We start from the raw sequence: 20,879 nt of genomic DNA on the forward strand, positions 1-20,879 counted from the left end.
CGATAAACAAAAACTGAATTTATATGAACCGCGCTTTGTCGATCCTGAGACTCTTCCTTCTGCTCGTGACGCCCTGCTCAGGCATGGCACTCGCCCAGGATGCGCCACCGGGCGAAATTCAGTACGACATTCTCGATAAACGCGATCGCCCCGCGGACCACTTTACCCAGGGACTGTTTTTTGACGGGGAACGCTGGCTTGAAAGCAGCGGGCTCTACGGCCGCTCCTGGCTCGCCGAGTATACCGATCCCGGCGCGCAGCCTGTAAGGCGCAAGTGGCTCGCTGCCAACCGCTTTGCGGAGGGGCTCGCGGTTTACGGGGATCAGGTATTTCTGTTGACCTACCGGGCTGGTGAACTGCAGGTATACGACCGCAATACCTTCAAGCTGCAGCAGACCCGCGACTACGAAGGCGAGGGTTGGGGACTGACCAGCGACGGCAGGCACCTGATCATGAGTAACGGCAGCGACGAACTGACATTCCGCGACCCGAAGGATTTCCGGGTGCTGCGCCGCCTAAAGGTGCACGGCGGCCGCGAAAAATGGGCCCGTCTCAACGAGCTGGAATATGCCCACGGCCTGATCTGGGCCAACATCTGGATGGATCCGCGGATTGTCGCCATTGACCCGCAAAGCGGGCGCGTGAAGGGCGTATTGGACGTTGCGCAATTGCAGATGGATACGCTGGGCAGCCGGCGGGATGTGGATGCCGTGGCGAACGGCATTGCCTGGGATAAGGCCAGGAACGGCCTGTGGGTTACCGGCAAATACTGGCCTGCCCTGTACCTGATTCGCCCCCAGGGGCTCGGGTTCCAAGAAGGCGCGACCAAAGAGCAATCAGCAACGCCGCAGCAAGCCAATTAGTTGCGATAGTAGTCGATCACCGTCAGGAAACCGCCCCTGCGAATCGTATCCAGCGCAGCCCCCTGCACCTGCAGGGTGTATCCCCGGTGCTGGCGTTTTACGGTTACGCCATCGGCGCCCTCGCCACCATCAAACAACAGCGCGTGATCCCCGCTGACGGCCTGCCACTGCACACCCTCGATATTGCGCATTCCGGGCAATTCGATCGTTACCGCCTGCAGGTCTTCCGGCAGTTCACGCATTTCCATCCGCGCGATACCGCTCGAGGTGGCCAGAGAGTAGTTCAGCTGATTCGCCGGTGCCGGCTTCCAGCCAAGGTGGGTATCCGCGAGGGCGGATTGCGCCAACGCACGGGGGTTGACCGGATCGGGGGCCGTGGTTGTGCAGCCCGCCAAAGTGACGCCCCCCAACGCTCCCCCTAGGCTTATGAGGCCGTAGACCAGCCCTTTACTGATTGCTTTTATTACGCGCATAGCTTCGTCCCTGTCTATGTCTGCGGTGCTGGGATTATAGTTCAGGTTTGGCGATGCACGCAGAAAGTCGCGCCAACCGTTGGCACCATCGTCCAGCACAAGCCACCAGATAAACGTGTGCCAGTCGGGCGGGGACTGGAGTCGCAGGCACTGGCGATCCGGTTCGCCCATTGCCCCTGCCGCGGGTATACTCCCGCCCCATGACAGACTCAGCCACCGCCACCACGTCCCTCTCTCCCGAGTACATCCTTGAGCACACCTTCGGCTACAGCGGTTTCCGCGGTGACCAGGAGGACATTATCCAGACACTGGTGGATGGCAATGATGCCCTGGTTCTGATGCCGACCGGTGGCGGCAAATCCCTGTGCTACCAGATTCCGGCCCTCGCCCGCCCCGGCTGCGGCGTGGTCATTTCGCCCCTGATCGCCCTGATGCAGGATCAGGTTGAGGCTCTGCGCGCCGCGGGGGTTGCCGCAGAGTTCCTGAATTCTTCCCTGGCGTTCGAGCAGGCGCAGGACATCGAATCGCGGCTGTTACGGGGCGAACTGGAACTCCTTTACCTGGCACCCGAACGCCTGCTGCAGCCCCGCACCCTCGACCTGCTGGCGCGCGCCGACATCTCCCTGTTTGCGATCGACGAGGCCCACTGTGTGAGTCAGTGGGGCCACGATTTCCGGGCTGACTACCTGCAATTGTCCTGCCTGCACCAGCGTTTTCCGCAGGTGCCGCGAGTGGCATTGACGGCCACCGCCGACCAGCGCACCCGGCGGGAAATCGCCACCCGCCTGGATCTGGAAAATGCCCGCCACTTTGTCAGCAGTTTTGACCGCCCGAATATCCAGTACCGCATCACCGCCAAGAGCAATCCCAAGCGCCAGCTGCTGCAGTTTCTCCAGAGTGAGCAGCAGGGCAATGCCGGCGTGGTGTATTGCCTGTCGCGCAGTAAGGTGGAATCCACCGCAACCTGGCTGCAGGAACAGGGGTTCAATGCCCTGCCCTACCACGCGGGGCTGCCGGCCACCGTGCGCGCGGATCACCAGCGGCGCTTCCTGCGGGAAGAAGGCGTCATCGTGGTGGCGACCATTGCCTTCGGCATGGGCATCGACAAACCGGACGTGCGCTTTGTCGCCCACCTGGATCTCCCCAAAAGTATCGAGGCCTACTATCAGGAAACCGGCCGCGCCGGCCGCGATGGCGAACCCGCTACCGCCCTGTTGCTCTACGGGCTCGAAGATGTGGTGAAACTCAGCCAGATGGCAGCCATGTCGGAAGGCAGTGAAGAGCACAAGCGCCAGGAGCGCCAGCGACTGGACGCCATGCTCGGCCTGTGTGAAATAACAAGCTGTCGGCGTCGCGCCCTGCTGCGCTACTTCGAGGAAGAGCTGGCTGCAGATTGTGGCAACTGCGACACCTGTCTGGAGCCCCCGGCTACCTGGGACGCGAGCGAGGCGGCGCGCAAGCTGATGTCGTGCATCTACCGCACCGGGCAGCGCTTTGGTGCCGCCCATGTCATCGATGTACTGCGCGGTGCGGATACCGAAAAAGTGCGCCAGTTCGAACACCAGCAGGTGTCCACTTACGGCATCGGCACCGACCTGAGCGCGAACGAATGGCGGGCCATTACCCGCCAGCTGGTGGTTCAGGGTTACCTGCGCGTCAACGCCGAGGCCTTCAACGCTCTGCAACTGACCGAACTCTGCCGCCCGGTATTGCGCGAAGAGGAGCCGCTGTTTCTGCGCACCCTGCCAAAACAAGCCCCCAAGGCGGCACGGCCACAGTCGCGCGCCCGTGGTGCCGAGCAGGAGCTGACCGCGGAAGACCAGCCGCTCTGGGACGCCTTGCGCGCCCTGCGCAAGCGCCTGGCTGAAGAGCGCGGCGTGCCCCCCTATGTGGTCTTCCACGATGCCACCCTGCGGGAAATGCTGAGCGCCAGGCCGCGCAACCGCGACGAAATGCTGGCGATTTCCGGCATTGGCGACAGCAAACTGGAACGCTTCGGTGACGACTTCTTAAAGCTTTTGGCAGACTTTGCCGAAAGCTAGGTGATCCGCCATCGTCCATGACGGTGGCGGTACCGTTACCGGGAATGGCTCCTTCGCAGCAACCCAAGCCCATGAACACGCTATCCCTGTGGCCGACATTCTTGGCCGCGCTTAACCTGCCAAGCCCGATCGCCCGGTTGTTAAAATTCATTCAGGTATCGCACCCCGCCCGGGATTTACTCGCCCTGTTTAAGTTTTGAGACGCAACAACAACGATGAAAAAAATTCTCCTCTCGGCCCTGGCCGGCACCGCCACCCTGGCCATCGCGCTCACCCTGCTCGCGCCAACCATGCTGGGCTTTTCCATTACTCAGCTGGGTACAGCGGTCAATGTCGCCACCGGCATGGGGGCAAAGCTGGCGTGCTCGGGGCGCTTCGTGTCCGGATTTTCCCCGGATCAAAACCTTGAGGATCTCGCGTCCTATTCCCCGGCCAACCAGTTGCTGAACCTGGAATACGACGAGGGCAACCGCCGGGTCAGCGCCTCGCTGCTTGGCCTCGGCCACACCAGCGCCAGCTACCGCGAGGGCTTGGGTTGCACACTGGATATCGGCGACACCGCGCCTCTGGATCGCATAAGCGCGGCCAAACTGACGCCTTCGGAAGCCCCCTGGCCCATCGGCAACAGCGCGCCAGCCATAGATCCCGAGTTACAACAGAAGCTGGATGCGCTACTGGCTGCTGACAACGCCGCAGGCTACCAGACCCGGGCACTGGTTCTGATCCAGGACGGCCAGCTGGTTGCCGAGTCTTACGCAGAGGGCGTCAGCGCTGACACGCCCCTGCTTGGCTGGTCCATGGGCAAGAGCCTGACCGCTATGATGATTGGAAGGCTGGAGCAAATGGGACTGGCGGACCCCGCCACCACTCCGCTGTTTGCACAATGGCAGGATGACGCACGCGCGGAGATCACCCTCGAGAACCTGCTGCACATGTCCTCGGGGCTCGCATTCGACGAAACCTATGCCCCGGGCAGCGACGCTACCCGCATGCTGTTCAATACCGACAGCGCGTCGGACGTCGCGCTCGCCAGCCAGCCCCTGCACACACCGGGCGAGCACTTTTCCTACTCATCCGGTACCACCAACCTTCTGGCACGCTGGATCGCCGAGCGTTTAGGGGGACAACCCCAAAACAGCGTGGACTTTTTCCACAGCGAGATATTGAGCCCGCTTGGCATGCGCGACACCGTGTTTGAACTGGATCCTAGCGGTGTCTTCGTGGGCAGTTCCTATATCTACGCGTCGGCACGGGATTGGGCCCGACTGGGCCAGCTGATGCTGAGCCAGGGCCATTGGCAGGGGCAGCGGCTGCTGGGGGAAGAGTGGGTAAAACGCGCGCAAACGCCAAACACCAGCGCCAACGATCCCCGTTACGGTTACCAGTTCTGGCTGAACAGCGGCAGCGACGAGTTGCGCTTTGCGGAGCTGCCGGCAGACGCCTACTTTATGCTCGGCAACCGCAAACAGGTTGTGATGATCTCACCGTCGACCAATACCGTCGCGGTAAGGCTGGGATGGAGCGCCGGTGACTATCCCACCGGCGCCAACTTTGCCAGACTCCTGCCAGCGGCCAACAGCGCTAACCTCGGGGTATCTGCTGCTCAATAACCTGGGCGGCCTGGTCGGAAATGCCCAGGCGCTGCGCCAGGCTGTCCAGATACTGGCGCTCCTGGGCATTGTCCGGGTTGATGGTCATCGCCGAAACCAGATACAGGTTGAAGGCGGTGGCCGGGTCGTTGACCTCCGCAACCACGTCATCCAGCCCCACCGGGCTCGTCAACAGGGTGCGCAGCCCCTCCAGGTCTCCGCTGTCCAGCTGCCCGTCGAGCGCCTGCAGGATGTTCTCCTGCTCCTGGGCGTCAATGCGCCCATCGGCCTGAGCCGCGGCAATCATGGCTTTCAACATGGTCTCGGCCTGCTGGTCATCGCCGCCGTCAGCGTCCACGTCTGTGTCCACAAATCCGAACAGCCCGCCCTTGCCGCGGGGCTGCATTTGCTGCCAGTTTCCCGGGCTGGACTGGGGCCCCTGAGGTCCCTGCTGCCCGAACTTGCCATCGGCGCGGCCGAAGATTTGCCCCAGAATATCGCCAAGGGCACCGCCCCCAGAAGCGCCGCCGGGCGCGCCCCCTGATTGCTGCTGTTTCTGCATTTGTTCAAATATACGCCGCGCCATTTCCATTAAAACCGCGGCACCACCCGCCCCGGCCCCCGCCGGGACTGCGCCGCCGAAAATATCACCGCTGCCCGGCCCCTGCGGCGCAGCCTGTGCACCTCCCGGCGCCTGACCCTGCCAGCCGCCGCCGAGTCCACCGGGCTTGCCGGCACGCGCGAGGATATCGTCAAGACTCGGGCCATCGCCCGCTTCCGGAGCCGGTACTTTACTGAAATCCGGCGGTGGCGTGCCCGGCGCCGGAGCGGATTGGGCACGGATCTTTTTATTCAGCATTGATATACCGGCACCGATCAACGCACCGAGCAGCAGCTTTTTGTTCATCGCGAGTCACCTGTGAACTGATACAAGCAGCCCAAACTTTAAGGTCCAGCAAAAACCCCCACCACTCGCAGGCGCTGCAAGCGGGCGGCAGAGTCGCTACAATGCGCCCCGCAATACGCTAAATCCGCCAGGCTGTATAAGGACTACTATGATCCTCCCATTGATTGCCATTCTCGTCGGCTTTGCCCTCCTCGTATGGAGCGCCGATCGTTTTGTCGAAGGTGCCGCGGCGACCGCCGGCCACGCCGGTATGCCCCCGTTATTGATCGGTATGGTGATCGTCGGCTTCGGTACCTCCGCACCGGAAATGGTGGTTTCGGCCATGGCAGCGCTGGATGGAAGCCCCGGACTGGCCCTGGGTAATGCCTACGGCTCCAATATCACCAATACCGGCCTGATTCTCGGGTTTACCGCAATACTGATTCCGCTCAGCGTTCACTCCAAGATCGTGCGCAAAGAGCTGCCGCTGTTGCTGGCAATCAGCTGTCTTACTGGCGCCTTTCTGTGGGATGGCGGGCTGGAACGCTGGGAAGCCCTGGTACTGCTCGCCGGCTTTTTCGGACTGATTGGCTGGTCAATCTATTCCGCATTGACCGGCAAAGGCGATGTGATCGAGAGCGAAGTAGAAAGCGAGCTACAGACCCACGCCATGCCGGTAGGTAAAGCGGTTTTCTGGGTGGTCGCAGGTCTCGCGTTGTTGATCCTGAGTTCCCGCCTGCTGGTTTGGGGCGCCGTCACCATCGCCCAGCAACTGGGGGTAAGCGACCTGATCATCGGCCTGACCATCGTTGCACTGGGCACATCGCTGCCGGAACTGGCGGCAACCGTGGTGGCCGCGCGCAAGGGCGAACACGACATTGCCATCGGCAACGTTGTTGGCTCCAATATGTTCAACCTCCTGGCCGTAGTCGGTATCGCCGGCGCGATCGCGCCCATGTCCGCGGTACCCCATGAGGTGGTTACACGCGACTGGCCCATGGTGGTGGGGCTAACCATCGCCCTGTTTGTATTTGCCTACGGTTTCCGGGGCCAGGGGCGTATCAACCGCTGGGAGGGCCTCGCACTGCTATTGGCGTATGTCGCTTATACCGCCTACCTGATTCTGGAGATTACCCGGGCACAATAAGCCGGTTCTTTTCCTATTCATCCCTGCTCTCCAGGCGCCGCAGCCGCGCCTGGAGACGCTCGATTTCTTCAAGTAACTCAATCGCAAGCGCGGCTCCAGCCAGGTTCACCCCGAGATCCCGCTCGAGGGTATAAACGCGCCTTACCCGGCGCACGCAAATGCCGCTGAAGCGCCAGTGGGCCACACTACCCAGAGGCTCGATAACCCCCTCCTCCACCAGTGCCAGAACGTGTTCCGCAGGCAGGCCGCATGCGCGACACAGTTCGCTCAGGGTAAGCTCGCTCGATTCATCGAGAATCGCAGGAACATCCATTTCATTCTGCCGTTTCTCCATCACGCACCTCCCCGGCGGCCGGGCTCAGCCCTGGGATCAAACTTGAATGATGCACTGAATTCCCGATAGGCCGCTTTTTCTGCTTCCGTGGTCGCTGGCGGCGTCACGATATCGAGTACCACATAGAGATCCCCGGGGCTTTTTGCCGGTATTCCTTTGCCCTTCAACCTCAGCTTGCCACCGGTGCGACTGTTCGGGGGGATCGTAAGGTGTACATCGCCAGCCGGCGTCGGCACCTGCACCTTTGCGCCCAATGCAGCCTCCCATGGGGCAACGGGCAGATCCAGGTACACCGAGGCGCCTTCGACGCTGTAGCGCCCGTGGGGATTGAAGTGGATTTCCAGAAAGAGATCCCCGGGTTTCCCCTCGCCGATGCCGGGCTCACCCTGCCCCGCCAGGCGAATCTGCTGCCCCTCGGTTACGCCCCTGGGAATTTTTACATTTAACTTCCGCTCGCGAATTTGCGGGCGGCCATCAGCACCCAGCTCTGAATGCTTCAGCCCGATCTGGCGTGTGGCACCGTGATAACTGTCTTCCAGGTCAATAAAGATCTTTGCGTAGGTATTATTGCCGTGGGCATGAAAGGTGCGCCCCCTGCCGCCATGACCACCGCCGCCATATCCATCACCACGAAAGCCGCCCCCACTGAATCCCCTTCTCCCGAACAGACTTTCAAAAAAATCGCTGAATGCCTCGGGATCTGCTTCCGTATAGCCGCCGCCATGAAACTCAAACCCCTGGTTCCAGTCCGGCGGAGGCCTGAAGTCCTGCCCGGCATTCCACTGATTACCCAGCTGGTCGTAAGCCGCGCGTTTCTCCGGGTCCTTCAGCACTTCGTAAGCTTCACTGACTTCCTTGAAGCGATCCTCCGCCGCCTCTTCCTTGCTCACGTCCGGGTGATACTTGCGCGCGAGCTTGCGATAGGCCCGCTTGATTTCATCCTGCGCGGCATCCCGTTTTAACCCGAGTATCTGGTAGTAATCCTTGTATTCCATAGCTGCGAGAAGCCATTGCAGAGGGTGAGAAAACAGCCAATAAACGCGCCCAATAAAAAAGGCACCCAGAGGGTGCCTTTTCCGTTCATCCTTGAACCAGCCGCTCTTTTAGAAAGAGTAGCCAACGCCCAGGTTGAATACCCAAGGGCTGTAGTCCACATCGTTCACTGTTGCGCGACGAGTGATGGACGGATCACTGGATTGTGGATCCTTGTAGTAAAAATCGATATCCGTGTCGGCATCGATGTAGAGCACGGCGGCATTCACCAGGAAAGCACTGTCGCGCCCGAAGCGGAAGTCCACACCCACCTGACCGGTGACACCCCAGGAGTGGCCGATACCAATGTCCACACCATTCACGGCGAGGTCATTGAAAATCAGCTCGTCATTGAGTGCACGGCTGAAGCCTGCATCACTGAAATCGGTGTAGTTAACACCAATACCAATGTAGGGCTGGCCCAGGCAATCACGGCTCAGCGGATACCAGTTGACAAACGCATTCGCGTAACTGGCGTCGAAATCTCCGACATTAATACCGTCGAGGTCGTAGATAATGTCTCCGTCGCGAATGCGCTCCAGATCCAAATCGTGGTTGGTTTCACCGATATACATCAGCTCAACCCCCCAGTGCTCAGCTGGCAGCCAGGCTCCGGAAATGTTCCAGGTAGTATCACTATCGACATCGTAGCCTTCGTGAATTCTACCGTCGTCAAAACGCAGGTTATTGTCACTATCGTCCGGATCGACCCAGCTGGCACCAACCCGAACGACAAAATCACCCTCATCCCACATGCCGGCCGCGGCCTGTTGAGCACTCACGAGTGCAGCTACAGCGATTGCAAGCGGTGTCAGAACGCGTGTCATTTTCATTGAGAACTCCATCGTATTCGGCAAATTAAACAGCAATCAACCCAATCACTTGTCAGTCTAGACACGGGAAAGCAGCGCTGTAGAAAAAACAACCAAAAAAAATGCCGAATCAGGGAACTTATATGTTTTGTTGTCGCACAAGTTATTTTTTTTGATGTGAGCAGCGTCTGGCGCATATTTTCTCTTCACGTCTTAACCACTGTGCGGAGATATTTTTTACGCCAGGAAGGCGGCATTCCCCGCCAAAAAAGCCTCTGAAAATTATTTCTGCGCCACAAGAAAATACGCTTCAAAAAAGCATAGGAAAATTTCCGTCATCTATTCAGGCGACATTCACACTTCCAACAGAAAAGTCGCCCCTGCTGTTAAGAAGTGTTGGCGAGTAAAAAAATGGCGGCAAAAACTTTACATGCGTGAGAGCAACTCGCTCCCGCTCATCGCGAACCAAAAAAAGTGGCGGGTGAAAATACCCTTGAAGAGTGCGAGCTTGGATGACCTTGGACCAGGGCAGGCCGGCAAGAAAATACCGCTGGAGAGAACGGCAAAGAGAAAGGCAAAGGAACAGACAGGAATACAGGAATAAAGGAAGGCGCACCGGCAACCACCGGCACGCACTAAATCACACTCAGGACTTGCTGCCACCCAGGCACTGGGGGCTCTCGGGCGCCTGGCCTTGCCATTCCTCCGCCGTAAACAGGTGCAGCGCCAATGCGTGAATCGGCCCGGCCATCTCGTCAGCCAGCACGCCGTATACTTTCTGATGCCGCTGAACCTTGCGCACACCGGAAAACTCTTCACTTACCAGTACCACCCGGAAATGCATCTCGGCACCTTCCGGGACATTGTGCATATGGCTCTCACAGGCCACTTCCACATGGCTGGGGGCAAAGGCCTGGGTAAGCTTGTTCTGAATGGTTTCCGCCAGGGACATATTCTGTAACTCCTTTAGTTAACCGCCGCCTCGCGCTTGCGCGCGGCAACAATGGTGTCGTAAGCGACGGTAATGCTCTTCATCTGGTCTTCTGCGTGACGCATGAACTCATCCGGCAGCCCCTTGGCTGCCAGCTTGTCCGGATGAAACTCCGCCGCTTTTCGCCGGTAGGCCAACTTGAGCTCCCGATCATTGGCATCCGGGCTGCATTCAAGGATGTCGTAATGCGCCTGCAGGCCACCGCTGTGACCGGCTGCACCGCGGCCGAACTCCTGGAACATGGCGCTGAAGATCGACTCGTGCAGCCCCAGAGATGCCGGAATCTGGCGCAAGATCTTTTCTTCCGCCGGGTGCAACTCACCATCGGCAAATGCCACCGCAAACAGCAGCCGGTACACCATCTCACGCATGGCCTGATTGCGGATCAGCTGACGATACTGCTCCGCATAGTCGTAAATGCTGTAAGAATCAGACTTGGCGTTCTGGAAAATCTTGATCGCCTGCTCGCGATCTTCACCAGTGAGGCGCAGGTTGTTTTTGATAAAGTCTTCGATGAGCTGGATTTCAGCCTTGGATACCTGCCCATCGGCCTTCGCCATTTTCGCCAGCATGGAAAACAGCGTGACAATAAATACGGTTTGCGCGCCATCCCGATTCAGGGTGATCCCTGCATCCGCCATCTTCTTGAGACCGGATCCAAACGAGCTGCCTACCCAGGCACCCAGCGCAGCGCCAATTGGCCCCCCGAACATCATGCCGATGCCCGCACCGATACCCGCTCCCAACCAGGACATAACCTCTCCTTCCGCACCTGAGTGAAGGTGCCTTGTGGCTCAAAAAACGGCGACCATCTTACCACGGCGACGGCTATTAGACTGCCAGCGGAACCACCCGTAGAGACCAGGCAGTCATGCACCGCCAGCAGAGACAAAAAACCCCGCCGAAGCGGGGTCTCTATCAAATTACACGCCAACGGCAGACATCAGCCTGTCATCGCCCGAACCATAGTGATCATCACACCGGCCGCCACGGCCGACCCGATCACCCCGGCCACATTCGGGCCCATCGCGTGCATCAGCAGGAAGTTGTGCGGATTTGCCTCCAGCCCCAACTTGTTGGATACGCGAGCAGCCATGGGAACCGCAGACACGCCCGCCGAGCCGATCAGCGGATTGATCTTGGTCTTGCTCACCGCATTCAACAGCTTGGCCATCAATACCCCTGCCGCGGTTCCGATGGCAAAAGCGACAATACCCAGAGCCAGAATCCCGAGCGTCTTGGGATCGAGGAACTTGTCCGCCGCCAGCTTGGATCCCACAGACAGCCCCAGGAAAATAGTGGTGATATTGATCAGCGCATTCTGGGCCGTATCCGAAAGGCGATTGACCACGCCACATTCGCGCATCAGGTTACCAAAACAGAACATACCCAGCAGCGGCGCCGCATCCGGCAGGAACAGTGCCACCAGAATCAACAGCACCAGCGGGAATACGATTTTTTCCCGCTTGCTCACCGGGCGCAGTTGCACCATCTCGATCTTGCGTTCCTGCTCGGTCGTCAGCGCTCGCATGATCGGCGGCTGGATCAGCGGCACAAGTGCCATATACGAATAGGCCGCAACGGCAATCGCCCCAAGCAAGTCTGGCGCCAGCAGGCTGGACACATAAATGGCTGTGGGGCCGTCCGCACCGCCAATAATACCGATGGCTGCGGCGTCCGCGATGGAGAAGTCCATGATCCCGGCAGCCGACATACCCACCGCGCCGAGCACCGTGGCGAAAATGCCAAACTGCGCTGCGGCCCCGAGGAACAGCGTGCGTGGATTGGCCAGCAACGGGCCAAAGTCGGTCATCGCCCCGACGCCCATGAAAATCACCAGCGGCGCAACGCCGGAGGCAATGGCAACCGAGTAGAAGTTATACAGCATGCCGTTGTTAAAGCCGGCGTCCTGCGCCACCTGAGCTGCCCGCTCATGGGCGGCGGCGGGCGCAGCCTCAAGTGCTTCCTTCAGCCCCTGCATCGACTCGAAGCCGCTGAGGCCAAGCGCTTGTGCCAGCTGCCCCAGCACCCCGGCATCCCCGGAATACATCGCCGCCTCAACCGCCGGCAAGGCCAGGTTCGCCCCGGGAATATTGGCAAGGATGCCACCGAAGCCGATCGGCACCAGCAGCAACGGCTCAAAGTTTTTGCGAATGGCCAGAAACAGCAGCCCCAGCCCGACCAGAATCATCACAAACTGGCCGGAAGACATTTTGTAGGCGCCGGACGACAACCAAAGATTTGTTATATGTTCCACATCGTCCCCCGATTACGCGATGGTCAGCAGGTCGTCGCCCACCGCCACGGAATCGCCTTCCTTGATACTGACACCGGTCACGCTACCGGCGCGCGGGGCGCTCACGGCCGTTTCCATTTTCATCGCTTCGAGAATCACGATGTTCTGGCCTTCTGTCACCTGGTCACCAGGTTTAACCAGCACTTTGAAGATATTGCCCGCCAGCGGCGCCTTTACGGGTTCACCAGTACCGGCGGCGGGTGCTGCGCCAGCTGACGCGGAAGGTGCACTGCCTCCCACTTCCACCATGCCAGTGACTTCACCACCGTCGGCAACCGTCACGGTGTAGCTCTTGCCCTCTACCGAGACGGTGTAGACGCCTTCCCCTTTTTCATTCTTGACCTCAGAACCTTCATTACCGGTCGGCACAGGCTCAAACGCTGCGGGGTTATCGCGGTTCTTCAGGAACTTCAAACCAATTTGCGGGAACAGGGCGTAAGTAAGAACGTCGTCGATTTGCCCTTCGCCTTCGCTCAGGGCGATATCTTCCTCGACCGCTTTTTGCTGCAGTTCAGCAGTGATGCGATCAAGCTCCGGCGCCAACAGATCCGCGGGGCGGCAGGTTACGGGTTCAGCGCCGTCGAGTACTTTATCCTGCAGCTCTTTATTGACGTCGGCCGGTGTCGCACCGTACTCGCCTTTCAAAACTGCCGCGGTTTCCCTGGAAATGGATTTGTAGCGCTCGCCGGTCAGTACGTTCAGTACTGACTGAGTGCCAACGATTTGCGAGGTGGGTGTCACCAGCGGGATATAGCCGAGGTCTTTGCGCACCCGCGGGATTTCCTCCAGTACTTCATCGAGGCGGTCACCAGCGCCCTGCTCGCGCAGCTGGTTTTCCATGTTTGTCAGCATGCCACCGGGAACCTGGGCCACCAGGATGCGGGAGTCCACGCCGCGCAGGGAGCCTTCAAACTTCGCATATTTCTTCCGCACCTCGCGGAAATACGCGGCAATCTCTTCCAGCAGGTTAATGTCGAGACCAGTATCGCGCTCGGTGCCTTCGAGGATCGCCACCACCGCCTCTGTCGGACTGTGCCCATAGGTCATGGACATGGACGAGATCGCCGTATCGATATTGTCGATACCGGCCTCCACACACTTCAAGGCCGTAGCGGTAGACAGGCCGGTCGTGGCGTGACACTGCATGTGAATCGGAATATCCAGCGCAGCCTTCAGTTTGGTAACCAGCTCGAAACCTTCATAGGGACGCAGCAGGCCAGCCATATCCTTGATCGCAACTGAATCTGCGCCCATGTCTTCCAGCTGGCGCCCAAGATCCACCCACATGTCCATGGTGTGCACCGGGCTTACGGTATAAGAAATCGTACCCTGCGCATGCTTGCCCTGCTTCTTCACTGCAGACAACGCAGTTTGCAAATTGCGCATGTCATTCATGGCATCGAACACGCGGAACACATCAACACCGTTTTCCGCGGCGCGCTCTACGAATTTTTCCACCACATCATCGGCATAGTGGCGATAACCCAGAATATTCTGACCGCGGAACAACATCTGCTGCGGCGTATTCGGCATCGCTTTTTTAAGCTCACGAATGCGTTCCCATGGATCCTCACCCAGATAACGGATGCACGCATCAAAGGTCGCACCGCCCCAGGACTCCAGAGACCAGAAACCAACTTTATCCAGCTTCTCCGCAATCGGCAGCATATCATCCAGCCGCAGGCGGGTTGCGAACAGCGACTGGTGGGCGTCGCGCAGGACTACGTCAGTAATCCCCAATGGCTTTTTAACCTCAGTCATGGGTCGTCTCTCTCGGAAATTGATCTTGGCAAAAAATGTTTAATGAATCGGGAAAAATATCAGCGCTCGCTTATCAACGTCGGTTGCGGTGCTGCTCGATGGCAGCCTCAATTATTTTGCGAAGACGAAGATCGCTGGCCGCACCGGTGGCCGATTGATTGGCAGGAGAAGCGGCCACAGGTTCCGCCTCGGGAAACACACGGGTAATAAAGCGGGACATGATCGTTGTACAGATCACCAGCACAAGCAGAAAAGTAAATACAATGCCCATGCCGTAAAGCGTGATATCCAGCCCCTGCTGGAGAAGCGTTTCCTGCACAATTACCCCCTCGTTATTAACGATATTTTTATTCGGTTCAAAATGGCGGCCGTTATTATCAATATAAGATCCTTTAAAAATCAAACACTTATTAGTTACAAAAGCAACCAAGAACGTTGATAAAAGTGGGTAAATCGATCATTTTCCTTACTTATTCCGATTACCAACGCTGATACCCCTGGCGGCTCAGATACCTCAATTAATGCTCACACCCAGCCCTGGAAATCCGTACAATTATCGACCTATCGTAAAGCCATGCTGTAACTTGCTTTCATGACTACTGCCAATCCCAATACCGGTACGCCTGCGTCGCCCAGCGGAATCCCCCGCATTTATCAGGCGCCCATGGAAGGCGTAATTGACCACCACCTCCGCGCCCTGCTGTCCGAGCTCGGAGGCATTGATGTCTGCGTGACCGAGTTTGTCAGGGTTACCCATAACCGGTTACCGCGCCGGGTGTTTACCCGCCTCTGCCCTGAGATCGAAACTGGCGCCATGACCAGCAGTGGTATCCCTGTGCGCCTGCAACTACTGGGCGGCAACCCCCTGCCCATGGCCGATAACGCAAAGCGGGCCGTCGCGGCGGGCGCCAAGGCCATCGACCTCAATTTTGGCTGCCCGGCCAAGTCGGTAAACAACAGTGACGGCGGCGCCTGCCTGCTGCGAACCCCTTCCCGAGTCGAGGCCATCGTCTCCGCCGTTCGCAACGCAGTTCCCGACCATATCCCGGTTACGGCCAAAATCCGCCTCGGCTTCGAGGATCGCAGCAGCTACCTGGATAATGCGCGAGCTGCAGAAGCAGGCGGCGCTTCAGAACTCGCGGTTCACGCCCGCTCGAAAGTCGACGGCTACCGCCCTCCGGCCTACTGGGAGTATGTGGGTGAGATTCGCGAGCAACTGGGCATACTCGTTGTCGCCAATGGCGACATCTGGAGCCTTGAGGATTTCAAGCGCTGCCGGGAAGTGACCGGGTGTAGCGCCTTCATGTTTGGCCGCAGCCTGCTTGCCCGCCCCGACATCGGCCTGCAGATCCGCGCCTATTGCGAAGGCCGCCCTTATACCCCGATGACCTGGCCCGAAGTGGCCGCCCTGCTGTACCGGTACTACCAGACTACCTGTTCACACTATCCGACCAAGTATCTCGGCAACCGGGTCAAGCAGTGGCTCGCCTACCTGAAACTCACCTTCCCAGAAGCCGGGGTATTTTTCGACCGAATCAAGCGCCACCGGGAACCGGAGATTTTGGAGGCCGCCTTCTCAGAGCAGCTTGGAGACCTCCGCAGGTTCGAGGCAGCTTAAGCCACCCAGGATGCGAAAAACTTTTGCGAAAGCACTTGCAAAGAAACAAAAGGCACGGCAGAATTCGCGCCCTATCGAGCTTAAGCATCTGCCTCAAAGAGGCCGCACAGCTCGGTAAGTTGCGGATTTTCAAAGAGTTTTTGAAAATTTTTTTTAAAAATCAGTTGACGGCCAAGAGGCAAGTCACTATAGTTCGCAACCACAACAACGCACTCGTAGCTCAGCTGGATAGAGTACTCGGCTACGAACCGAGCGGTCGGAGGTTCGAATCCTCCCGAGTGCGCCATACAAGAACCCCGATCTCGCAAGAGTTCGGGGTTTTTTAATGCCCTTTTTAAACCTCTGTTGCTGCGCGATACGCTGCCAGCCAGCCCCCTACCCCTCCCGACTCTTATGCGCCAACGAGTGCGCATGCAACTCCCAGTTTTGCCCATCGAACTCGGTAACAGTAACCGCCGCAGGCCGCTCATCCAGGCAGTTCACATTCACATCCACCCCATCCGGGTTGGAGCGCGGGATATAAAACGGCTTCACCCCACAGGTCCTGCAAAACGTGTGTTGCGCCACTCCGGTATTGAATGTGTAAGTAGATAACGCGTCCTCACCCCTGACCAGCACGAAGCGACTGCGAGGTACGATCAAGTGCAAATAACCGGACTTCCTGCAAATCGAACAGTTACAGTAATCCGCCTCGACCTCTTCCGGCGCCTCTACTTCGAATACTACCGCGCCGCAATGACAACTCCCCCGGTAACGCACTCGCATCTCCTATTGCATTGAAAATGGAACCTGGCAACCTGATAGCTTGCCGCTGCCCCACGAAGGCCCGACTAGAAGTCAAAGCACTCTGCCAGTGATTATTACGCATGGGCCTGACACCCAGCATCTTTAAGCACGCGCCTGGTAGATGCCGGATTGTTTCGTAAAGCTGATACAGGGCGTATTGGACGCTGAACCAAATTGCCCGAACAATTGGGGCATACGTGACCTAGAACACTATCTGCGCACATCCGGCAGAAGGTACACTCAAAGGTACAGATGAATGCCTCTTCTGATCCCGGAGGCAAACTTTTATCACAGCACTCACAATTTGGTCGAAGTTCTAACATTTAAATTCCCTATGGTTTTTTATGCTGGTATTTCCTATAACGTCACGGGAGGGCCGGAAGGGCCAGAGCTTCACTGCCTGTGATTGTTTGGGTGTGCACACGGCTTACTTGAGGGGCCAGATTTTTAGACCGAGCATCACAAGCCCCGCCACCAAAAATCCCTGAAATGCTGCGATTAGTGGTACTGCCGGTATCACATACATAAATTGATCTAGTGTTTCATCAGCCATCAATGACACGACAAGAAGAACTGGTAAAAATAAGACACTTACACCCACTGACCAGCCACGCCAAATTTTTGCAAATAAACCCATTAATTAAAACCACTAAATTATTTGACTCATTTAAAGTTCGAGGAGCTCGGCCTTACCCTAACGCTAGCTTTAAGGGTGGTTGGAGTGTAGCCTAACCCAGCAGCGTCTTTGCAGCGACTACAACCGCTGGTTATATTTTGGGTGCACGATTCAATAACTTTTTACCAAGATAAGCCAAAATAGCCAACGGTATAAAATATTGAACAGCTACCTGGAAAGCTGTCCGGACGTAAAAACGAATAGAATATCGGATTTCCTCTTGGGTTACTTCGGGCTTAACTAGCTCAAAATCGGACCAGCCAACCCACACACAAACGAAGAGTAAGATAAGCAGTACGACGTTTGTGGAAGCTTGTTTATTTGTATTACTAGCCATTGCATCTCCTTATGCGATTGAAAACATAACGCGGCCGGAAAGAGCAGCTTACCTTGTGCGCGTTTTGCGAAAAATTGGGAAAAAAGCGACCTGCGCAAAACGTGCACATGGCAAGCTGTCCCGCGGAGCGCCGATGGCCCGTAGCTTTACTGCCTAGCCTTGTTATGAGTTTCTAGCAAGCTGGTAAGACGTACTGATTCTGTGTGGGAGCACGCCATACTTCCAAAAACACGAACTCCATCACCATGCAGCTTTGCATGGGATTTGTGCAAAAAATGGAACTCCAACTCACTTTTCTCCAGTGCCTTCTCTGAAAGGCAAACATAAGCAGTTCGATACCCTGAGTAGTCAAGGGTCGCAATTGGCAAACTTGCAACTATTGAATCCTCTATACTAATTAACTTTACAGTCATCTCTGACAAGTATAACGACCCGTTACTGTACTTAGGTGACAGCAAAAAATTTATCCAATAACAGCCGCCCTCAGATGGTTCGTCCAGATGTTCAGGAAATTCCACCATCCGAGAATCAGTAACATACTTCAGAATATCAACTTTATCCTCATTGCATGCGAAAGCGCCCCGCGAAAACAGCGTTAATAATACGATAAATACGATTTTATTCATGTGGACTCATAACGCTGCCGGCAGGGGCAGCTTGCCTTGTGCGTTTTTGGGCGAAAATGGGAGCGAAACGACCGCGCAAAACGTGCATAAGGTAAGCTGTCCAGCGGAGGGCCGAAGGCCCGGAGCCTGGATGCCCGGCCTTGTTAGCCATTTCGTGGCTCAGGGCTTAAAAGAGCTGCACCGACGCTTAAACCAACCAGTACGCTTTTTATAATTTACGGGGCAATTTTCTTTACACTCGGCCCCCAACTCCTTCAGCGATTCAGCATCTTTGAAGTGTGCAACAGTTTCCCCAGCAACTACATGCTTGTAACCTGGCTCACTAGATGTAACTAGAAAATAGTTATTACTATCCCCGATCAATATTTTTTCACTAGCCAGTGCATACACATCAAATCTCCACATACCCCAGGAACTCCAATTATGCATTATCAAGCAATCTGACATTGTTCTTAAGGGCTCTCGGTCTTCCTCCGAATGAGAAAGTGGAGATAGACCAATGGTGGCAATCATCAGTGTTTTTATTATTTTCATGCTCGACTTTCCTTATGATGGCTAACGTTGCTAGCAGGGGCGGCCGACGCGCAGCGTTGGACGTCCAGCCCGGCCCCGAAGGGGATGGGCGCTGCCTAGCCTGGTTATGGCTGACGCGCTCTGGACCAACTATTAGCACTCTGCCAGCCACGGCTTGGCTGACCACTGCCCGAAAGTTACGAGGAAAGAATACCGCTCTCTCCCCACCTAATTCTTATCTTACTGGCACTCCACAATACTGCAGCGTGCTGTTCTGATCCACTCAGCTAGAGCGAACACTCTAGGAACGAAACTGCGTGAATATGCAGTGGAGAATAGCCAAATACTGGACGCCAAAACAGTGCTAAAAATTACACGCGGGCACACATAATTAAATTTAACGGCCCGGCACCATAACGCCGCCAGCAGGGGCAGCTTACCTTGTGCGTGTTTTGTGCAAAAATGGGAGCGAAGCGACCTGCGCAAAATGTGCACAAGGTAAGCTATCCCGCGGAGGGTCGGAGGCCCGGAGCTTTACTGCCTGGCCTTGTTAACATTGTGCTTTCTACGGTGCGCATTTAGGTAGACTAGCCCTTAAATTTTTCTCTAAAAATAGCGAACTGCAGGCAACAACGCCCTCTTCAAAGGCAGGTGACTGTTGCCCCAAATACTGGCATGTGCACTCTTTCTGAATCTCTACACGATGAAAGTAACCGCTATCACAGGAATCTGGATCAGCGCATAGATCGCTATCTTTACTTACGAAATATATAGCAACCGCTCCAATTACTAGAGTTGCGAAAAAACCAAAAACTAATGCAATTACTTTTCGCGTGTGACTAAATGTTAACGCCGTGCTCAGCCGCGGACAATTTTGGGCGCTTTATGCGCGATAATGGGAGCGCAGCGACCGCGCATAACGCGCACAAAGTTGGCCGTCGGCCTGCACCGCATTGTTAACAGGGGGCTCAATCAATACCTTTCAGGTTGGCGCCGCACCAAAAACAATTTCGGCGGGACTTCCGGATTATGTGGCCACACTCGGGACAATTTTTTCCGGATATGGGATCAAACTTTCCATCCAGTTTTCCATCACGTAGATCAATTTCTACCATTTTTTGTTTTAGCTGGCTCTCGGAAAACCCGGTTGATCGCTCAAGCTCTTCAAATAATGCGTGACATAGCAAGGACAAGCGATCTACTTTCTCTTCCAGCTCGCGAATTGATGAGAGCGCCGCTTTTGCATCATGCTTTGCATCACTACTCTGCTTTTGATTATCCGAAATCTGGCTCTGCTGAAAAGCATCCCAAAACCATGACATGGTTGATTATTTCCTCTGCCTGTTAACGCCGTGCGCAGTGGCGGCTTACTTTGTGTGCTTTTTGCACGAGAATAGGAGCGTAGCGACCGTGCAAAAAGTGCACAAAGTAAGACGTCGGCTGCCGTACCTTGTTAAGCTTTTCTTGGCACCCGCTCTGAATCGGGCACCTCTTCATTTATGACTCTCAGCTTGTTGAGCGAGATTTGATATTGGCCGTTGGAGGGTAATTTTTTACCCTCAAATTCCTTCCATACGTACTTTCCAGGGCCGTTATAAACCTCTTCGAAAGCACCAGTTGGAAGAATTTTTATGACAATGGCTTGCTCTGGCTCACTTCTAAAAGCAGCCGATTTAGACTGAGTAGCCTTAATTTCAACCTGCCTTCCCTTTGGACAGATCGCGTCATAGCCCTTGTTTGAAGCTGTCATAAGTTCGAGCGAGTAGGAATCTGCAACTAAACACTCACCAATACTACCAACCATATGGCCATCTGGCGTGAAGTGACGCCCAGGAAACATTTCCTCCAACTCACTTACCGTTGCATAGAGTTGCTCAACTAACTGTTTAAATTTTTCGTGATTCATTATTCTGCTTAACGCCGCGCCCAGGGGCGGCTTGCTTTGTGTATTTTATGCGCAACAATGGAGCGAAGCGACGGCGCATAAAGTGCACAAAGTAAGCCGTCCCGTTGCAGCGCATTGTATGGCCTAATTCCCCAAATATTCGGTAAGGTGAGACCCGTAACTTACCACCATAAGTTACCGGCCCGGCAGCC

22 protein-coding genes and 1 tRNA gene are annotated in these 20,879 nt (G+C 56.4%); 6 read left to right on the plus strand and 17 right to left on the minus strand.

The features are described from left to right. Nucleotides 1-23 precede the first annotated feature (23 nt). Complete coding sequence (locus tag ACNKU7_RS12290; protein ID WP_418297282.1) at nucleotides 24-863, plus strand: glutaminyl-peptide cyclotransferase; 840 nt, start codon at nucleotides 24-26, stop codon at nucleotides 861-863. On the opposite strand, the gene ACNKU7_RS12295 is transcribed toward ACNKU7_RS12290, so the two are convergent. Next, the gene (locus tag ACNKU7_RS12295) at nucleotides 860-1,507 is read right to left on the minus strand and encodes a hypothetical protein (RefSeq protein ID WP_418297283.1); all 648 of its coding nucleotides are present in this window, start codon (nucleotides 1,505-1,507) and stop codon (nucleotides 860-862) included. The genes ACNKU7_RS12290 and ACNKU7_RS12295 overlap by 4 nt on opposite strands. A gap of 29 nt (nucleotides 1,508-1,536) precedes the next feature. Here ACNKU7_RS12295 and recQ point away from each other — a divergent pair, with 29 nt between their 5' ends. After that, entirely contained in the window at nucleotides 1,537-3,378 is a 1,842-nt protein-coding gene (recQ, locus tag ACNKU7_RS12300; RefSeq protein ID WP_418297284.1) for a DNA helicase RecQ, read from the plus strand. A gap of 215 nt (nucleotides 3,379-3,593) precedes the next feature. Beyond that, nucleotides 3,594-4,988 (plus strand): serine hydrolase domain-containing protein, encoded by a 1,395-nt coding sequence (locus ACNKU7_RS12305; RefSeq protein ID WP_418297285.1) that lies wholly within the window; start codon nucleotides 3,594-3,596, stop codon nucleotides 4,986-4,988. On the opposite strand, the gene ACNKU7_RS12310 is transcribed toward ACNKU7_RS12305, so the two are convergent. After that, nucleotides 4,960-5,874, minus strand: coding sequence for a DUF533 domain-containing protein (locus ACNKU7_RS12310; protein WP_418297286.1), 915 nt, complete (start codon nucleotides 5,872-5,874; stop codon nucleotides 4,960-4,962). The genes ACNKU7_RS12305 and ACNKU7_RS12310 overlap by 29 nt on opposite strands. 148 nt (nucleotides 5,875-6,022) lie before the next feature. On the opposite strand from ACNKU7_RS12310, the gene ACNKU7_RS12315 reads away from it, so the two are divergent. Continuing rightward, a complete protein-coding gene (locus ACNKU7_RS12315; RefSeq protein ID WP_418297287.1) occupies nucleotides 6,023-7,000 on the plus strand; it encodes a calcium/sodium antiporter in 978 nt (325 codons plus the stop codon). 13 nt (nucleotides 7,001-7,013) lie between these two features. Here the strand turns inward: ACNKU7_RS12315 and ACNKU7_RS12320 are convergent, their stop codons facing one another. From ACNKU7_RS12320 to ACNKU7_RS12355, 8 genes are all read right to left on the minus strand, one after another. Beyond that, nucleotides 7,014-7,334: a chaperone modulator CbpM gene (locus ACNKU7_RS12320; RefSeq protein ID WP_418297288.1), complete on the minus strand. Its 321-nt coding sequence runs from the start codon at nucleotides 7,332-7,334 to the stop codon at nucleotides 7,014-7,016. Next, nucleotides 7,334-8,329, minus strand: a complete 996-nt coding sequence (locus tag ACNKU7_RS12325; protein WP_418297289.1) for a DnaJ C-terminal domain-containing protein — start codon at nucleotides 8,327-8,329, stop codon at nucleotides 7,334-7,336. Before ACNKU7_RS12325 ends, ACNKU7_RS12320 begins: the two co-directional genes overlap by 1 nt. A 108-nt stretch (nucleotides 8,330-8,437) precedes the next feature. Beyond that, on the minus strand, nucleotides 8,438-9,199 hold the full coding sequence (locus ACNKU7_RS12330; RefSeq protein WP_418297290.1) for an OmpW/AlkL family protein: 762 nt from the start codon (nucleotides 9,197-9,199) through the stop codon (nucleotides 8,438-8,440). 625 nt (nucleotides 9,200-9,824) lie between these two features. After that, nucleotides 9,825-10,130: a BolA family protein gene (locus ACNKU7_RS12335; protein ID WP_418297291.1), complete on the minus strand. Its 306-nt coding sequence runs from the start codon at nucleotides 10,128-10,130 to the stop codon at nucleotides 9,825-9,827. A gap of 14 nt (nucleotides 10,131-10,144) precedes the next feature. After that, nucleotides 10,145-10,924, minus strand: coding sequence for a co-chaperone DjlA (gene djlA, locus ACNKU7_RS12340; RefSeq protein WP_418297292.1), 780 nt, complete (start codon nucleotides 10,922-10,924; stop codon nucleotides 10,145-10,147). A gap of 188 nt (nucleotides 10,925-11,112) precedes the next feature. Next, nucleotides 11,113-12,381, minus strand: a complete 1,269-nt coding sequence (locus ACNKU7_RS12345) for a sodium ion-translocating decarboxylase subunit beta (RefSeq protein WP_418297304.1) — start codon at nucleotides 12,379-12,381, stop codon at nucleotides 11,113-11,115. A gap of 57 nt (nucleotides 12,382-12,438) precedes the next feature. Then, on the minus strand, nucleotides 12,439-14,226 hold the full coding sequence (oadA, locus tag ACNKU7_RS12350; RefSeq protein ID WP_418297293.1) for a sodium-extruding oxaloacetate decarboxylase subunit alpha: 1,788 nt from the start codon (nucleotides 14,224-14,226) through the stop codon (nucleotides 12,439-12,441). 73 nt (nucleotides 14,227-14,299) lie between these two features. Beyond that, nucleotides 14,300-14,656 (minus strand): OadG family protein, encoded by a 357-nt coding sequence (locus tag ACNKU7_RS12355; protein WP_418297294.1) that lies wholly within the window; start codon nucleotides 14,654-14,656, stop codon nucleotides 14,300-14,302. Nucleotides 14,657-14,818: 162 nt separating this feature from the next. Here ACNKU7_RS12355 and ACNKU7_RS12360 point away from each other — a divergent pair, with 162 nt between their 5' ends. Both ACNKU7_RS12360 and ACNKU7_RS12365 read left to right on the plus strand, forming a co-directional pair. Then, the gene (locus tag ACNKU7_RS12360; protein ID WP_418297295.1) at nucleotides 14,819-15,844 is read left to right on the plus strand and encodes a tRNA dihydrouridine synthase; all 1,026 of its coding nucleotides are present in this window, start codon (nucleotides 14,819-14,821) and stop codon (nucleotides 15,842-15,844) included. Nucleotides 15,845-16,053: 209 nt separating this feature from the next. Then, nucleotides 16,054-16,130 (plus strand) — tRNA-Arg (locus tag ACNKU7_RS12365). Between the two features lie 89 nt (nucleotides 16,131-16,219). Here the strand turns inward: ACNKU7_RS12365 and ACNKU7_RS12370 are convergent. From ACNKU7_RS12370 to ACNKU7_RS12400, 7 genes are all read right to left on the minus strand, one after another. Next, nucleotides 16,220-16,609 carry a GFA family protein gene (locus ACNKU7_RS12370; RefSeq protein ID WP_418297296.1) on the minus strand — a complete coding sequence of 130 codons (390 nt, stop codon included), beginning with the start codon at nucleotides 16,607-16,609 and terminating at the stop codon, nucleotides 16,220-16,222. A gap of 95 nt (nucleotides 16,610-16,704) precedes the next feature. Further along, nucleotides 16,705-16,953, minus strand: coding sequence for a DUF1272 domain-containing protein (locus ACNKU7_RS12375; RefSeq protein WP_418297297.1), 249 nt, complete (start codon nucleotides 16,951-16,953; stop codon nucleotides 16,705-16,707). Nucleotides 16,954-17,057: 104 nt separating this feature from the next. Continuing rightward, on the minus strand, nucleotides 17,058-17,267 hold the full coding sequence (locus tag ACNKU7_RS12380; RefSeq protein ID WP_418297298.1) for a hypothetical protein: 210 nt from the start codon (nucleotides 17,265-17,267) through the stop codon (nucleotides 17,058-17,060). A 522-nt stretch (nucleotides 17,268-17,789) separates the two neighbouring features. Beyond that, nucleotides 17,790-18,269: a hypothetical protein gene (locus ACNKU7_RS12385; RefSeq protein ID WP_418297299.1), complete on the minus strand. Its 480-nt coding sequence runs from the start codon at nucleotides 18,267-18,269 to the stop codon at nucleotides 17,790-17,792. A gap of 159 nt (nucleotides 18,270-18,428) precedes the next feature. After that, complete coding sequence (locus ACNKU7_RS12390) at nucleotides 18,429-18,803, minus strand: hypothetical protein (RefSeq protein WP_418297300.1); 375 nt, start codon at nucleotides 18,801-18,803, stop codon at nucleotides 18,429-18,431. 947 nt (nucleotides 18,804-19,750) lie between these two features. Beyond that, complete coding sequence (locus ACNKU7_RS12395; protein WP_418297301.1) at nucleotides 19,751-20,104, minus strand: zinc ribbon domain-containing protein; 354 nt, start codon at nucleotides 20,102-20,104, stop codon at nucleotides 19,751-19,753. A 131-nt stretch (nucleotides 20,105-20,235) separates the two neighbouring features. Continuing rightward, complete coding sequence (locus ACNKU7_RS12400; protein ID WP_418297302.1) at nucleotides 20,236-20,688, minus strand: DUF6998 domain-containing protein; 453 nt, start codon at nucleotides 20,686-20,688, stop codon at nucleotides 20,236-20,238. Nucleotides 20,689-20,879 lie beyond the last annotated feature (191 nt).

The sequence above is a fragment of the Microbulbifer weihaiensis genome (assembly GCF_048323715.1).
Lineage (GTDB): Bacteria > Pseudomonadota > Gammaproteobacteria > Pseudomonadales > Cellvibrionaceae > Microbulbifer.

What these genes read in the sequence shown, in the direction of transcription:
- ACNKU7_RS12370 (WP_418297296.1), bottom strand. Translation starts at nt 16,609, where the DNA reads ATGCGAGTGCGTTACCGGGGGAGTTGTCATTGCGGCGCGGTAGTATTC.
- ACNKU7_RS12295 (WP_418297283.1), bottom strand. Translation starts at nt 1,507, where the DNA reads ATGGGCGAACCGGATCGCCAGTGCCTGCGACTCCAGTCCCCGCCCGAC.
- ACNKU7_RS12400 (WP_418297302.1), bottom strand. Translation starts at nt 20,688, where the DNA reads ATGAATCACGAAAAATTTAAACAGTTAGTTGAGCAACTCTATGCAACG.
- ACNKU7_RS12325 (WP_418297289.1), bottom strand. Translation starts at nt 8,329, where the DNA reads ATGGAATACAAGGATTACTACCAGATACTCGGGTTAAAACGGGATGCC.
- ACNKU7_RS12305 (WP_418297285.1), top strand. Translation starts at nt 3,594, where the DNA reads ATGAAAAAAATTCTCCTCTCGGCCCTGGCCGGCACCGCCACCCTGGCC.
- recQ (WP_418297284.1), top strand. Translation starts at nt 1,537, where the DNA reads ATGACAGACTCAGCCACCGCCACCACGTCCCTCTCTCCCGAGTACATC.
- ACNKU7_RS12345 (WP_418297304.1), bottom strand. Translation starts at nt 12,381, where the DNA reads ATGTCTTCCGGCCAGTTTGTGATGATTCTGGTCGGGCTGGGGCTGCTG.
- ACNKU7_RS12380 (WP_418297298.1), bottom strand. Translation starts at nt 17,267, where the DNA reads ATGGGTTTATTTGCAAAAATTTGGCGTGGCTGGTCAGTGGGTGTAAGT.
- ACNKU7_RS12335 (WP_418297291.1), bottom strand. Translation starts at nt 10,130, where the DNA reads ATGTCCCTGGCGGAAACCATTCAGAACAAGCTTACCCAGGCCTTTGCC.
- ACNKU7_RS12290 (WP_418297282.1), top strand. Translation starts at nt 24, where the DNA reads ATGAACCGCGCTTTGTCGATCCTGAGACTCTTCCTTCTGCTCGTGACG.
- ACNKU7_RS12310 (WP_418297286.1), bottom strand. Translation starts at nt 5,874, where the DNA reads ATGAACAAAAAGCTGCTGCTCGGTGCGTTGATCGGTGCCGGTATATCA.
- ACNKU7_RS12390 (WP_418297300.1), bottom strand. Translation starts at nt 18,803, where the DNA reads ATGAAAATAATAAAAACACTGATGATTGCCACCATTGGTCTATCTCCA.
- ACNKU7_RS12330 (WP_418297290.1), bottom strand. Translation starts at nt 9,199, where the DNA reads ATGAAAATGACACGCGTTCTGACACCGCTTGCAATCGCTGTAGCTGCA.
- ACNKU7_RS12315 (WP_418297287.1), top strand. Translation starts at nt 6,023, where the DNA reads ATGATCCTCCCATTGATTGCCATTCTCGTCGGCTTTGCCCTCCTCGTA.
- ACNKU7_RS12375 (WP_418297297.1), bottom strand. Translation starts at nt 16,953, where the DNA reads ATGTTAGAACTTCGACCAAATTGTGAGTGCTGTGATAAAAGTTTGCCT.
- ACNKU7_RS12395 (WP_418297301.1), bottom strand. Translation starts at nt 20,104, where the DNA reads ATGTCATGGTTTTGGGATGCTTTTCAGCAGAGCCAGATTTCGGATAAT.
- oadA (WP_418297293.1), bottom strand. Translation starts at nt 14,226, where the DNA reads ATGACTGAGGTTAAAAAGCCATTGGGGATTACTGACGTAGTCCTGCGC.
- ACNKU7_RS12360 (WP_418297295.1), top strand. Translation starts at nt 14,819, where the DNA reads ATGACTACTGCCAATCCCAATACCGGTACGCCTGCGTCGCCCAGCGGA.
- djlA (WP_418297292.1), bottom strand. Translation starts at nt 10,924, where the DNA reads ATGTCCTGGTTGGGAGCGGGTATCGGTGCGGGCATCGGCATGATGTTC.
- ACNKU7_RS12320 (WP_418297288.1), bottom strand. Translation starts at nt 7,334, where the DNA reads ATGGAGAAACGGCAGAATGAAATGGATGTTCCTGCGATTCTCGATGAA.
- ACNKU7_RS12385 (WP_418297299.1), bottom strand. Translation starts at nt 18,269, where the DNA reads ATGAATAAAATCGTATTTATCGTATTATTAACGCTGTTTTCGCGGGGC.